Below are 14,145 nucleotides of genomic sequence, written 5' to 3'. Positions count from 1 at the left end.
CTACACGCTTACGTGGTATCGCCTTGCCTGCAGCCTGCCTGCGAAGATGCCGCCGGGCGCGAGTCTTTCCGGCAGCGCTGCGCACGTCCGCGCGGCAGCGGAGGATTACGCCTTCGTCATTGCCCAGCTTGGCGAATGCAGCCGCAACCGGCCCGCAGTGGAGCGCTGATCAAACGCGAGGTTGCCCGCCTCGCTCATGTCTCCTAAGGCCCGCCGCGCAGAATCTGTTATTGGCATCATATGCCGATGGCATCTGCCAGTTTCAGCGGACGGGAATGACATGAGCGAACCTTTGCGCATCGCGCTGGCCGGGCTGGGCACGGTCGGCGGCGGGGTAATCCGGTTGATCGAGGCCAATGCGGACCTCATCGCAAGGCGTGCGGGTCGTCCGATCGTCATTACCACCGTCAGCGCGCGCAATCGCCAAAAGGACCGGGGCTTCGAAGTCTCGCGCTATGCCTGGGAAGACGACATGGTCATCCTGGGCGAGCGGCCCGACGTCGACGTGGTGGTCGAGCTGGTCGGCGGCGCCGATGGCCCCGCGCTCGCGCTGGCTCGCACCACCTTCGAAGCGGGCAAGGCGCTGGTCACCGCCAACAAGGCGATGATCGCGCACCACGGCGTGGAACTGGCGACGAAGGCCGAGGCGGCGAAAGTCGCTCTCAAGTTCGAGGCGGCAGTCGCCGGTGGCATCCCGGTCATCAAGGGCCTGAAGGAAGGCGTTGCCGCCAACGAGATCGCGCGGGTCTACGGCATCCTCAACGGCACCTGCAATTACATCCTCTCGACCATGGAGGACACCGGGCGCGACTTTGCCGACGTTCTCGCCGAGGCCCAGGCCAAGGGCTATGCGGAGGCCGATCCGACCTTCGACATCGACGGCATCGACGCTGCCCACAAGCTCTCGATCCTCTCCTCGATCGCGTTCGGCACCGCGGTAGACTTCGCGCCGGTTGCAGCGACCGGCATTCGCCGCGTGCTGGCGGCCGACATCGCGCAGGCCGATGCGCTCGGCTACTATATCCGCCTGATCGGCATGGCCGAGACGGAGGTCGACGCCGCTGGCAATCGCCGCCTGTTCCAGCGCGTGCACCCGCATCTCGTCCACCGCGACCACCCGCTTGCCCATGTCGATGGTGCCACGAATGCCGTCGTCGCGGAGGGCAACTTCGTCGGCCGCCTGCTGTTCCAGGGCGCGGGCGCCGGTGACGGCCCCACGGCCAGTGCGGTCGTGGCCGACCTTATCGACATTGCCCGCGGCGATATCGGTGCGCCGTTCTCCATTCCCGTGGCAGAACTCGACCATGCGGCTCCCGCAGACGTGGGCCACCGTACCGGCAAGGCCTATATCCGCTTCAACGTCGCGGACCGCCCCGGTGTTCTGGCCGAGATCACTGCGGCAATGCGCGATGCGGGCGTATCCATCGAAAGCCTGATCCAGAAGGGCGGGGCCGACAACGCGCCGGTCATGGTCTCGATGGTCACGCACGAAGGGCCGGAAAGCGCGATCAGCGAAGCGCTGCGCCTGCTCGATGGCTCGCCGGTTCTGGCAGAGCCGCCGCTGGTCATGCATATCCTCGGCGAATAACGGCGCCCGGCGTCAGGGCGCGGGGATTTCGCCCTTGGCAATCCGGTCCGCGTCCGAGCCCGGCGGCGGTGGCGGCAGCGCCTTGATATCGAACATGTAGATCTCGTGGGGCTTGCCGCCTAGGCCGATGCAGCCCCGGCTGCAATCGCGCAGGCCCGATACGTTCGGCGCGCGCGGCAGGCCGTCGTCGGTCGACTTCGCGCCGTCGGTCTCGTCGCGAAGCGGCACGCGCTCGCGGTCGCTCGCTTCCTTGCCGCCGCAAACCACGATGGTTCCGTCAGACCTCTGCATCGGCCTGCACCGCTGGGTCTGGGAAGTGGTCAGCAGGTTTCGCGCAACTTCCGCGTCGCTGGTCGCCGCACCAGGTACGACCGGCCCCTGCTTCGCCGGAGTTGCCGCAGGCGCCTGATCCTGCGCAGACGCGGGCCAAGCGCCAAAAAGAAGCGCTAGGCCTGCCAGAACTGCCACTCTCTGTCTCGACAAGACCCTTACCTCACGTCTAGTGCCAGGTCACACCAGCGTCATCTGTGCCACGCAATGCCCTTTGCGAGACATAGTGATGTTTGCGCATACGTTTGCACAGCTTGTGCGCCGCGTCGAGCCGGGTCTGCCGGGGAAATGCTGCACATCGGCTGAACCATGACACTACTCGTGCTAGATTCGTCACCACCCCGACCAAGCTGGAGCCATCGTGACCGAAATGACCAAAAATCCCGCCGCTTCGCAGGTTCTTGACCGCGTCCTCGTGCTCGAAATGGTCCGGGTGACCGAGGCCGCGGCGATCGGCGCCTCGCGCCTGATTGGCCGTGGCGACGAGAAGGCCGCCGATGCTGCGGCAGTGGAAGCCATGCGGGCTGCCTTCAACGAACTCTACATGGACGGCACCGTGGTGATCGGCGAAGGCGAGCGCGACGAGGCGCCAATGCTCTATATCGGCGAAAAGGTCGGCGCGGCGCCGGGCAAGGGCCCGAAGATCGACATCGCGCTCGATCCGCTCGAAGGCACGACCATCACCGCCAAGGATGGCCCCAACGCACTTGCCGTGCTGGCCGTGGCTGAAGAAGGCGGCCTGCTCAACGCACCGGACGTCTACATGGACAAGCTGGCCTGTGGCCCCGGCTATCCCGACGGGATCATCGACCTCGACAAGTCGCCCACCGAGAACGTGAAGGCCGTGGCAGCGGCCAAGGGCGTCGCTCCCGGCGACATCAACGTCTGCGTGCTGGATCGTCCGCGCCATTCTGCCCTGATTGCGGAGCTACGCTCGCTGGGTTGCGGCATCAAGCTGATCCCCGATGGCGACGTGGCGGGCGTGATCGCGGTGACCAACGAGGAAACCGGAGTCGACATGTACATGGGCACTGGCGGCGCTCCGGAAGGCGTGCTTGCCGCAGCGGCGCTGCGCTGCGTCGGTGGGCAGTTCAAGGGCCGCCTGCTGTTCCGCAACGAGGACGAGAAGGCCCGCGCCCGCAAGTGGGGCATCGAGGACCTGAACAAGCAGTATGACCTGATCGAGCTGGCCAAGGGTGACTGCATCTTTGCCGCCACCGGCGTGACCGATGGTTCGCTGCTTGCAGGCGTCAAGGTGCACAAGAGCGGCGTGATGACCACCGAAAGCGTGGTGATGCGCGCCTCATCCGGCACCGTGCGCTGGGTCAAGGGCGAGCACCGCAAGGGCCGCTGACCGCTGGTCACGGGTTGACTGCAAGGCCGGATGCCATGGGCGTCCGGCCTTGCTGCCTTTTCAGGTACCGAAGCGCAGGATCCTGGGTGACGCCACATCCTCTTCAAGTGCTGAAGAGCGCCGCAAGACCTGCGGGTTGGGCACCTCTGTCGGCCGGTTTTCGATATCGCGCGTGCGGAAGGTCGAGACCAGATCGGTCAGCCGCTCCGCCTCGGAGGACAGGCTGCGGGTTGCCGCCGAGGATTCCTCCACCATTGCAGCGTTCGCCTGCGTCATCCGGTCCATGGCGGCCACTTCCACGTTGACCTGCTCAAGACTTTCCGCCTGTCGCGCCGCGGCCTGCGCGATCTGCGTGACCAAAGCATCGACTGCTGCGATCTGATCGACGATGCCGGTCAGGCGGGAGCCGGTTTCGCCAACCAGTCGGACACCCTCCTCCACCTGGCTCGTGCTGTTCTCGATCAGAGTCTTGATGTTCTGCGCGGCTTCGGCAGAGCGCTGGGCCAGGGCACGGACTTCGGTTGCGACAACGGCAAAGCCCTTGCCGGATTCGCCCGCGCGTGCGGCCTCGACACCAGCATTCAGGGCCAGCAGGTTGGTCTGGAACGCGATTCCATCGATGACCGAGATGATATTGCTGATCTCCTGCGCCGATGCTTCGATCGCGGCCATCGCGGCAATGGCCTGCTGCACCACTTCGCCGCCACTGCTGGCCTCGCCATGGGCCGAGCTGATCGCAACATTGACATCCTTTGCCCCCGATGCGGTTTCCCGCACGCTGCCGGTCACGCTTTGCATGACCGATGCGGTCTGGGCGAGGCTCGATGCCTGCTGCTCGTTGCGCCGCGCCAGATCGTCGCTGGCATCGCGGATCTCGGCGATCGAATTGAGCACACTCGCTGCGCCCACACGTACGGTGCGCATTGCCGATGCAAGGGCATCGACGGCGATGTTGTAGTTCGTCCGCAGCTCCTCGTAGGCTTCGGGGAAGCGCTGGTCGATGCGATGTTCGAGATTCTGGCGCGCCATGCAGTCAAGGCCTGCCGATAGCGCCGCAACGACTGCCTGCTGCTCCTCCTGCGCCTTGGCCCGGGCGATGCCGTTCTCCCGGAAAACACCAATGGCGCGTGCCATCACGCCGATCTCGTCATTCCGCTCCGCCCCCGAAGCTTCGGTGCGATAATCGCCTTCGGCCATGCGCTGCATCGTCCCGGCAGTCTCGACCAACGGCGCAACGACGCGCTGCCGGATCATCCTGGCGGCAAACAGCACGATAGCGAGAACAGCGCAGGCAATCGCCGCGAACGCTGCGATCAGGATGAACACGAGGCGATTGGCATTTTCCATCAGCGCGGCGCGATAGGCGGTGGACCGCTCAACGAGATGCTCGACCGCGTCGTGCTGTTTCAGGTAGGCTGGGGCAAGTTCCTCCTGCTGGACTCGCAGCATCGTCGCGGTATCCCCGGATTCGAGAGCCGGAAGAAATCGCTGGTCGATGGCCTGCCAGAATGCATCGGCAGTGCCGATGGTGGCCTGCACTTCGTTGCGCAGTTCATCAGGCACAGGCGCCGTGGCCCAATAGGCCTTGCGCTGTTCGAACAGCGCGCGCTCTTCGGCGAGTTCCGCCTTTGCGTGAACGGCGTGCGCGGGGTCGGTCAGCGACCATGTGGCGTGAAGATAGGGTTCGACGACGAACGCCGGCGGCGGCAGGATGTCTGCCAGGAGTTCGTCCTGCAACAGGTTCTGCTTGTGGAGCGGTCCGCCGAACCGAATATAGCTGACCGCCACGCCCACGATCAGGATCGCCGCGAGTATCAATGCGACGACCAGTTTGGCGCCACGTGAAGTCTGCTCACTGAGCATGCCGTGTCCCTTGAGATTGGTATACATGGCATGAGGCAACGAAGTTAGATTGGCGTGTCAGGAGCGTAGGAAGTTCTACTGCCGTAGAAGCCCGGCGCCCCTGTCAAGCAGACGTAAAAAGGCCCCGCCGGATCGCTCCGGCGAGGCCTTCAAACTGTCCCTGACGGATCGACGAAGCCTTACGCCTCGTCGCCCTCGATCAGGTAATCGCCGGCATCGGCGTCGGTGCCGTGGGTCTCGCCCTCGACCGCCGCCAGCGGATCGTCACCGATTGCGGCTTCCGGCCCTTGCGCCAGCTCGGCTGCATGCTCTTCGGCTGCCGTCGCCGGAGCGATCAGCGATTCCTGGAGCTTGCGGTAGGAGGCACGCAGCGCGGCATCGCGCGAGGAGGCGGCGACGCGCAGGCGGTTCATGCCCGCACCGGTACCGGCGGGGATGAGACGACCGACGATCACGTTCTCCTTGAGACCGATCAGCGAGTCCTTCTTGCCTTCCACGGCCGCCTGCGTGAGCACGCGGGTGGTTTCCTGGAACGACGCGGCCGAGATGAACGAGCGCGTCTGCAGCGAGGCCTTGGTGATGCCCAGCAGCACCGGCTTGCCTTCGGCGGGCTGCATGCCCTCTTCCAGCTTGGCGTTGGTTTCGAGCATCTCCTCGAGGTCGACCTGTTCGCCCGGCAGCAGGGTGGTGTCGCCACCGTTGGTGATCTCGACCTTCTGCAGCATCTGGCGAACGATCACCTCGATGTGCTTGTCGTTGATCTTCACGCCCTGCAAGCGATAGACTTCCTGGATTTCCGCGACGAGGTATTCGGCCAGAGCCTCGACACCCATCACTTCCAGAATGTCGTGCGGATCGGGCGAGCCCGAGATCAGGTTGTCGCCCTTCTTGACGTAGTCGCCTTCCTGCACGTCGATCACGCGGCTCTTCGGCACGAGGTACTCGACCGGTTCACCCTCTTCCGGGATGATCGCGATCTTGCGCTTGGCCTTGTAGTCACGCACGAACTCGATGCGCCCTGCGATCTTGGCGATGATCGAATTGTCCTTCGGCTTGCGGGCCTCGAACAGTTCGGCAACGCGCGGCAGACCGCCGGTGATGTCGCGGGTCTTGGCGGCTTCGCGCGATGCACGGGCGAGGATGTCGCCCGCTTCGACGCGCTGGCCGTCCTCGACCGAGAGCGTGGTGCCCGGAGCCATCAGGTAGCGTGCAGCTTCGCCCGAATCGTCGTCGAGCAGGGTCAGGCGAGGACGCAGGTCCTCCTTCTTGCCCCGGCCGGCGGCACGGTTCTCGGTGACGACGCGGCTCGACATGCCGGTGGCTTCGTCGGTCTGCTCGGTCAGGGTCTTGCCGTCGACAAGGTCCTGATAGCGCACGATACCCGGCTTTTCGGTGATCACCGGCAGGGTGAACGGGTCCCACTCGGCCAGGCGATCGCCCTGCGAGATGATGGCGCCGTTCTCGTGCAGCAGGTGAGTACCGTAAGGCACGCGGTGGATCGCGCGCTCACGGCCCTCGGTGTCCATGACCACGATTTCGCCGTTGCGAGCCAGCGACAGACGACGGCCGCGCTTGTCGGTGATCGTCGGAATGTCGCGGTAGACCACGGTACCATCCGAGATCGCCTCGAGGTGCGACTGCTCGTTGACCTGCGCCGCGCCACCGATGTGGAAGGTACGCATGGTCAGCTGGGTGCCCGGCTCACCGATCGACTGCGCGGCGATGACGCCGACAGCTTCACCGATGTTGACCGGCGTCCCGCGCGCAAGGTCACGGCCATAGCACGTGCCGCACACGCCCTGCTGGGCTTCGCAGACCAGCGGCGAGCGGATCTTGGCCGACTGCACGCCGGCAGCTTCGATCTTCGCGATCGCGGCTTCGTCGAGCAGTTCGCCCTTCTGCGCGATGACCTCGCCCGACTTCGCCTCGATCAGGTCTTCGGCAAGGGTACGGCCAAGGATGCGCTCGCCCAGCGAGGCAATCGTCGAACCGCCCTGGACGATCGCGCGCATTTCCAGCGCACGCTCGGTGCCGCAGTCTTCCTCGATCACGACGCAGTCCTGCGACACGTCGACCAGACGACGGGTCAGGTAACCCGAGTTCGCGGTCTTCAGCGCGGTGTCCGCGAGGCCCTTACGAGCACCGTGGGTCGAGTTGAAGTATTCAAGAACGGTCAGACCTTCCTTGAAGTTCGAAATGATCGGGGTTTCGATGATCTCGCCCGAGGGCTTGGCCATCAGGCCGCGCATGCCCGCAAGCTGCTTCATCTGCGCCGGGGAGCCACGAGCGCCCGAGTGCGACATCATGTAGATCGCGTTGATCGGCTTCTGACGGCCGGTCGCCTCGTCGACAGGCGAGCTCTTGAGCTCTTCCATCATGGCATTCGCAACCTGGTCGCCGCAACGGCTCCAGGCGTCGATCACCTTGTTGTACTTTTCCTGCTGGGTGATCAGGCCGTCCTGGTACTGCTGCTCGTAGTCGGCAACCAGTTCCTTGGTCTCGGCAACCAGCGCATCCTTGCTGTCGGGGATGATCATGTCATCCTTGCCGAACGAGATGCCTGCCTTGAACGCGTTGCGGAAGCCCAGCGCCATGATGGCGTCGGCGAACAGCACCGTGTCCTTCTGGCCGGTGTGGCGATAGACCTGGTCGATCACGTCGCCGATTTCCTTCTTGGTCAGAAGGCGGTTGACGATCTCGAACGGAACCTTGTGGCTCTTGGGCAGGCATTCGCCGATCAGCATGCGGCCCGGCGTCGTTTCGAAACGCTTGAGGTACTGCTTGCCGTTCTCGTCGGTCTGCGGAACGCGGGCGATGATCTTCGAGTGCAGCGTGACGGCCTTGGCCTCCAGCGCCTGGTGCACTTCGGCCATGTCGGCCAGCATCATGCCTTCGCCCGGCTCGCCAGCGCGGTCCATCGACAGATAGTAGATGCCCAGCACCATGTCCTGCGAAGGCACGATGATCGGCTTGCCGTTGGCGGGCGAGAGGATGTTGTTGGTCGACATCATCAGCACGCGCGCTTCGAGCTGGGCTTCCAGCGAAAGCGGTACGTGGACGGCCATCTGGTCACCGTCGAAGTCGGCGTTGAAGGCCGAGCAGACGAGCGGGTGCAGCTGGATCGCCTTGCCTTCGATGAGGACCGGCTCGAACGCCTGGATGCCGAGACGGTGCAGCGTCGGCGCCCGGTTCAGCATCACCGGGTGTTCGCGGATCACCTCGTCGAGGATGTCCCAGACTTCCTTGCGTTCCTTCTCGACCCACTTCTTGGCCTGCTTCAGGGTCATCGACAGACCCTTGGCATCGAGGCGGGCGTAGATGAACGGCTTGAACAGTTCGAGCGCCATCTTCTTCGGAAGGCCGCACTGGTGCAGCTTGAGTTCAGGGCCGGTCACGATGACCGAACGGCCCGAATAGTCGACGCGCTTGCCGAGCAGGTTCTGGCGGAAGCGGCCCTGCTTGCCCTTGAGCATGTCGGACAGCGACTTCAGCGGACGCTTGTTGGCGCCAGTGATCACGCGGCCACGGCGACCGTTGTCGAACAGCGCGTCAACGGCTTCCTGCAGCATGCGCTTTTCGTTGCGGACGATGATGTCCGGCGCGCGCAGCTCGATCAGGCGCTTGAGGCGGTTGTTGCGATTGATGACGCGGCGATAGAGGTCGTTGAGGTCCGAGGTCGCGAAGCGGCCACCGTCCAATGGCACCAGGGGGCGCAGTTCGGGCGGAATGACCGGCACGACATCGAGGATCATCCATTCGGGGCGATTCCCTGAATCGATGAAGGATTCCACGACCTTCAGGCGCTTGATGATCTTCTTGGGCTTGAGCTCGGACTTGGTCGTCCGCAGCTCTTCCATCAGATCGTCGCGCTCCTGCTCGAGATCGAGGTTCATCAGCATGTGCTTGACGGCCTCGGCACCGATGCCGGCCGAGAAGGCGTCTTCGCCATACTCGTCCTGCGCGTCGAGCAGTTCGTCCTCGGTCAGCAGCTGGTACTTCTCGAGCGGGGTCAGGCCCGGCTCGATGACGACGTAGCTTTCGAAGTAGAGGATGCGCTCAAGCTGCTTGAGCTGCATGTCGAGGAGCAGGCCGATGCGCGAAGGCAGCGACTTGAGGAACCAGATGTGCGCGACCGGCGCGGCCAGTTCGATATGGCCCATGCGCTCGCGGCGCACCTTGGTGACGGTGACTTCGACGCCGCACTTTTCGCAGACGACGCCCTTGTACTTCATGCGCTTGTACTTGCCGCAGAGGCACTCGTAGTCCTTCACGGGGCCGAAGATGCGCGCGCAGAACAGGCCGTCACGCTCGGGCTTGAACGTGCGGTAGTTGATGGTTTCCGGCTTCTTGATCTCGCCGAAGGACCAGCTGCGAATGCGCTCAGGCGACGCCAGACCGATCTGGATCTGGTCGAAGGTCTCGGGCTTGGCGAGCTGGTTGGTGAATTTGGTCAGGTCGTTCATTTGGTGCCGTTCCCTTGCCCTGTGAAAGGGCGTTGGACGTGAATTCTGGTGCGAAGGGGTGGGCGGCGGCAGAACCGCCGCCCGTGTTCCTTACTCCGCCGCCTCGGCGAGGCCGTCGTCATCCGTGTCATCGAGCGACGACAGTTCGACGTTGAGGCCCAGCGAGCGCATTTCCTTGACGAGCACGTTGAAGCTTTCGGGAATGCCGGCCTCGAAGGTGTCGTCGCCCTTGACGATCGCTTCGTAGACCTTGGTGCGGCCGACCACGTCGTCCGACTTCACCGTGAGCATTTCCTGCAGCGTGTAGGCCGCGCCGTAGGCCTGAAGCGCCCAGACCTCCATTTCGCCGAAGCGCTGACCACCGAACTGCGCCTTGCCGCCCAGCGGCTGCTGGGTAACGAGCGAGTACGGCCCGATCGAACGTGCGTGGATCTTGTCGTCGACCAGGTGGTGAAGCTTGAGCACGTACTTCATGCCCACCGTCACCTTGCGGTCGAAGGCATCGCCGGTGCGACCGTCGAACAGCGTGACCTGACCCGATTCATCGAGCCCGGCCAGACGCAGCATGTCGGTCACGTCCTTTTCCACCGCGCCGTCGAACACCGGCGAGCCCATCGGCACGCCGTTGCGGACAGCTTGGGCAAAGTCGATGATCTGCGCGTCGTTGCGGGCGTCGATCTCGTCGGCATAGTTGTCGCCGTAGATCTCCTTGAGCAGCTCGCGCACCGCTTCCGGCGGCTGGCCGGCCTCGGGGTTCGGGTTGGCCTCGCGCCATGCGTCAAGAGCCGCGCCAATGCGCTTGCCAAGGCCGCGGGCGGCCCAGCCAAGGTGCGTTTCGAAGATCTGCCCGACGTTCATGCGCGAAGGCACGCCCAGCGGGTTGAGCACGAAGTCGACAGGCGTACCGTCCTCGAGGAACGGCATGTCTTCCTGCGGCAGGATGCGGCTGATGATGCCCTTGTTGCCGTGACGGCCGGCCATCTTGTCGCCCGGCTGCAGCTTGCGCTTCACGGCAACGAAGACCTTGACCATCTTGAGCACGCCGGGGGCGAGTTCATCGCCACGCTCGAGCTTTTCCTTGCGGTCCTCGAACTTCTCCTGGATCGCCTTCACCGCAGTGTCGTACTGCGCCTTCACCGCCTCCAGCTGCTGCTGGCGTGCATCGTCGGCAACGGCGAACTTCCACCATTCGTGACGCTCGACATCGGCGAGAACCTGCTCGTCGATGACTTCGCCCTTCTTGATGCCCTTGGGCGCTGCAGCCGAGACCTGGCCGAGCAGCATGTCGCGCAGGCGGTTGAAGGTGGCGCGGTTGAGGATCGCACGCTCGTCCTCGCGGTCCTTGGCGAGGCGTTCGATTTCCTCGTTCTGGATGGCGCGGGTACGGTCGTCGATCTCGATGCCGTGACGGTTGAAGACGCGAACGTCGACGATCGTTCCGGCAACGCCGGGCGGGAGGCGAAGCGAGGTGTCGCGCACGTCGCTGGCCTTTTCACCGAAGATCGCGCGGAGCAGCTTCTCTTCCGGCGTCATCGGCGATTCACCCTTCGGGGTGATCTTGCCGACGAGGATGTCACCGGGGTGAACTTCCGCACCGATGTAGACGATGCCCGCCTCGTCGAGGTTGCGCAGGGCTTCCTCGCCGACGTTCGGGATGTCGCGGGTGATGTCCTCAGGCCCGAGCTTGGTGTCGCGGGCCATGACTTCGAACTCCTCGATATGGATCGAGGTGAAGACGTCTTCCTTGACGATGCGTTCGCTGATCAGGATCGAGTCTTCGTAGTTGTAGCCGTTCCAGGGCATGAACGCGACGAGCACGTTGCGGCCCAGCGCCAGTTCACCGAACTCGGTCGACGGACCGTCGGCGATGATGTCGCCCTTCTCGATCAGGTCGCCCACCTTCACCAGCGGACGCTGGTTGATGCAGGTTGACTGGTTCGAGCGCTCGAACTTCTGCAGGCGGTAGATGTCGACGCCCGACTGGCCGGGTTCGATATCGCCCGAGGCGCGGATCACGATACGGGTTGCGTCGACCTGGTCGACCACGCCCGAACGCAGGGCCGAGATCGCAGCGCCCGAATCGCGCGCCACGGTCTCTTCCATGCCGGTGCCGACAAACGGCGCATCGGCCTTGATCAGCGGCACGGCCTGGCGCTGCATGTTCGAGCCCATGAGCGCGCGGTTGGCGTCGTCGTTTTCCAGGAACGGAATGAGCGAGGCGGCAACCGAGACGAGCTGCTTGGGGCTGACGTCCATCAGCGTGATCTGGTCACGCGGGCTCATCACGAATTCGCCGTTCTGGCGGGCCGAGACGAGTTCCTCGACGAACGATCCGTCAGCATTCAGCTCGGCCGAGGCCTGCGCCACGGTGTGCTTCTGCTCTTCCATCGCCGAGAGATAGATGACGTCCTTGGTCACCTTGCCGTCGACGACCTTGCGGTACGGCGTTTCGATGAAGCCGTACTTGTTGACGCGCGCGAACGTGCTCAGCGAGTTGATCAGACCGATGTTCGGGCCTTCCGGCGTTTCGATCGGGCAGATGCGGCCATAGTGGGTCGGGTGAACGTCGCGGACTTCGAAGCCGGCGCGCTCGCGGGTAAGACCGCCCGGCCCAAGTGCCGAAACGCGGCGCTTGTGGGTGACTTCCGAAAGCGGGTTGGTCTGGTCCATGAACTGCGAGAGCTGCGAGGAACCGAAGAACTCGCGCACGGCGGCCACGGCGGGCTTGGCGTTGATCAGGTCGTTCGGCATGACGGTCGACACGTCGACCGAGGACATGCGCTCCTTCACGGCGCGCTCCATGCGCAGCAGGCCGACGCGGTACTGGTTTTCCAGCAGCTCGCCCACCGAACGCACGCGACGGTTGCCGAGGTTGTCGATGTCGTCGACTTCGCCCTTGCCGTCCTTGAGATTCACCAGTTCCTTGACCACGGCGAGGATGTCGTCGGTGCGCAGGGTGGTGACGCTGTCATCGCACTCGAGGCCGAGGCGCATGTTCAGCTTGACGCGACCCACGGCCGAGAGGTCGTAGCGGTCGGCATCGAAGAACAGGCCATCGAACAGCGCTTCGGCGGTTTCGCGCGTCGGCGGCTCGCCCGGGCGCATGACGCGGTAGATATCGGCCAGCGCGTGGTCGCGATCCGGGGCCTTGTCGGCCTTGAGGGTGTTGCGGATCCAGGGACCGGTCGAGACGTGATCGATGTCGAGCAGTTCGAGCGTGTCGATCCCGGCCTTGTCGAGCATGTCGAGGTTTTCCGGGGACACTTCGTCACCGGCTTCGATCCAGATGCGCCCCGTGGCTTCGTCGATCAGGTCACGCGCGGCATAGCGGCCGAAGATTTCCTCGGTCGGGATCAGCAGCTCTTCAAGACCGTCCTTGGCCGCCTTGTTGGCAGCGCGGGGGGAGATCTTCTGGCCCGCCGGGAAGATCACTTCGCCCGACTTGGCATCGACGATGTCGAACATCGGCTTCGATCCGCGCCACTGTTCGAGCACGAAGGGCACCTTCCAGCCGCCCTCGGCACGTGCCCAGTTCACGGTGTCGTAGAAGTGGTGGAGGATCTGCTCGTCGTCCAGGCCCAGCGCATGAAGCAGCGCGGTGACCGGCAGCTTGCGCTTGCGGTCGATACGGACGTTGACGATGTCCTTGGCGTCGAATTCGAAGTCGAGCCACGAACCACGGTAGGGGATCACGCGGGCCGCGAAGAGGTACTTGCCCGAGGAGTGGGTCTTGCCGCGGTCATGGTCGAACAGCACGCCGGGCGAACGGTGCATCTGCGACACGATCACGCGCTCGGTGCCGTTGATGAAGAACGTCCCGTTCTCGGTCATGAGCGGGATGTCGCCCATGTAGACGTCCTGCTCCTTGATATCGATAAGCGACTTGGTTTCGGTCTCGGCATCGACCTCGAAGGTGGCAAGCTTGAGCGTGACCTTCATCGGCGCAGCATAGGTGATGCCGCGCTGGCGGCATTCGTTCACGTCGTACTTCGGCGCTTCGAGGACGTAACCGTCACGCTCCTTGATATCGAGGCTGGCGGTGCCGGCGAAATCCTGGATCGGGAAGACCGAACGCAGCGTCTTCTCGAGGCCCGAGACATAGCCGATCGACGGATCGGAGCGGAGGAACTGCTCGTACGATTCGCGCTGGACCTCGATGAGGTTCGGCATCTGCACGACTTCGTGGATGTCCCCGAAGATCTTGCGGATGCGCTTCTTCACACCGGGACGACTGGCTGTCTTGGAAACCATAAAGGTTGCGAGCCTCTTTCAACAAATGGCCGGAAAACCGGCGGAAATTCTGCCACGCGCGGGCGATGGGCCACCAAACGGCGAAAGGCCGCACAGCGCACGGCACCCCGTTCAACGGAAGCCATGGCCCGCAGCCTCTTGCGTCAGATGGATTGCCCTGCGCCTCCTTCCCGAGCCACCCCCTGCGCATGGGACGGCCTTGCTCGAAGCGCTGGACAGGGGCGGCATATAGGCAATGCCGATCGTTAAGTCAAAGGGCGCAAAGGCATTTCGGGGGCCACGGGAGGCACCGCCAA

General features: G+C 64.2%; 6 protein-coding genes. 2 read left to right on the top strand and 4 right to left on the bottom strand.

Annotation, left to right across the window (positions count from 1 at the left end; translation table 11 throughout):
* The first annotated feature begins 280 nt into the window (after positions 1 to 280).
* Complete coding sequence (locus NJ75_RS20810; RefSeq protein ID WP_039337855.1) at positions 281 to 1,588, top strand: homoserine dehydrogenase; 1,308 nt, start codon at positions 281 to 283, stop codon at positions 1,586 to 1,588.
* 12 nt (positions 1,589 to 1,600) lie between these two features.
* Here NJ75_RS20810 and NJ75_RS24540 read toward each other — a convergent pair whose 3' ends face one another.
* Positions 1,601 to 1,879 (bottom strand): hypothetical protein, encoded by a 279-nt coding sequence (locus NJ75_RS24540; protein ID WP_156135907.1) that lies wholly within the window; start codon positions 1,877 to 1,879, stop codon positions 1,601 to 1,603.
* A gap of 409 nt (positions 1,880 to 2,288) precedes the next feature.
* Here NJ75_RS24540 and glpX point away from each other — a divergent pair, with 409 nt between their 5' ends.
* A complete protein-coding gene (gene glpX / locus NJ75_RS20800; RefSeq protein ID WP_156135909.1) occupies positions 2,289 to 3,272 on the top strand; it encodes a class II fructose-bisphosphatase in 984 nt (327 codons plus the stop codon).
* Between the two features lie 60 nt (positions 3,273 to 3,332).
* On the opposite strand, the gene NJ75_RS20795 is transcribed toward glpX, so the two are convergent.
* The 3 genes from NJ75_RS20795 to rpoB form a co-directional block, all read right to left on the bottom strand.
* A complete protein-coding gene (locus NJ75_RS20795; RefSeq protein ID WP_236727217.1) occupies positions 3,333 to 5,162 on the bottom strand; it encodes a methyl-accepting chemotaxis protein in 1,830 nt (609 codons plus the stop codon).
* Positions 5,163 to 5,314: 152 nt separating this feature from the next.
* Positions 5,315 to 9,598 (bottom strand): DNA-directed RNA polymerase subunit beta', encoded by a 4,284-nt coding sequence (gene rpoC, locus NJ75_RS20790; protein ID WP_039337853.1) that lies wholly within the window; start codon positions 9,596 to 9,598, stop codon positions 5,315 to 5,317.
* A 90-nt stretch (positions 9,599 to 9,688) separates the two neighbouring features.
* Complete coding sequence (gene rpoB, locus NJ75_RS20785; RefSeq protein WP_039337851.1) at positions 9,689 to 13,849, bottom strand: DNA-directed RNA polymerase subunit beta; 4,161 nt, start codon at positions 13,847 to 13,849, stop codon at positions 9,689 to 9,691.
* Positions 13,850 to 14,145: the final 296 nt, after the last annotated feature.

This window comes from Novosphingobium subterraneum, assembly GCF_000807925.1.
GTDB lineage: Bacteria > Pseudomonadota > Alphaproteobacteria > Sphingomonadales > Sphingomonadaceae > Novosphingobium > Novosphingobium subterraneum.
The sequence above is the reverse complement of the archived record's forward strand: the minus strand, read 5'-3'. Positions and strand labels throughout refer to the sequence as shown.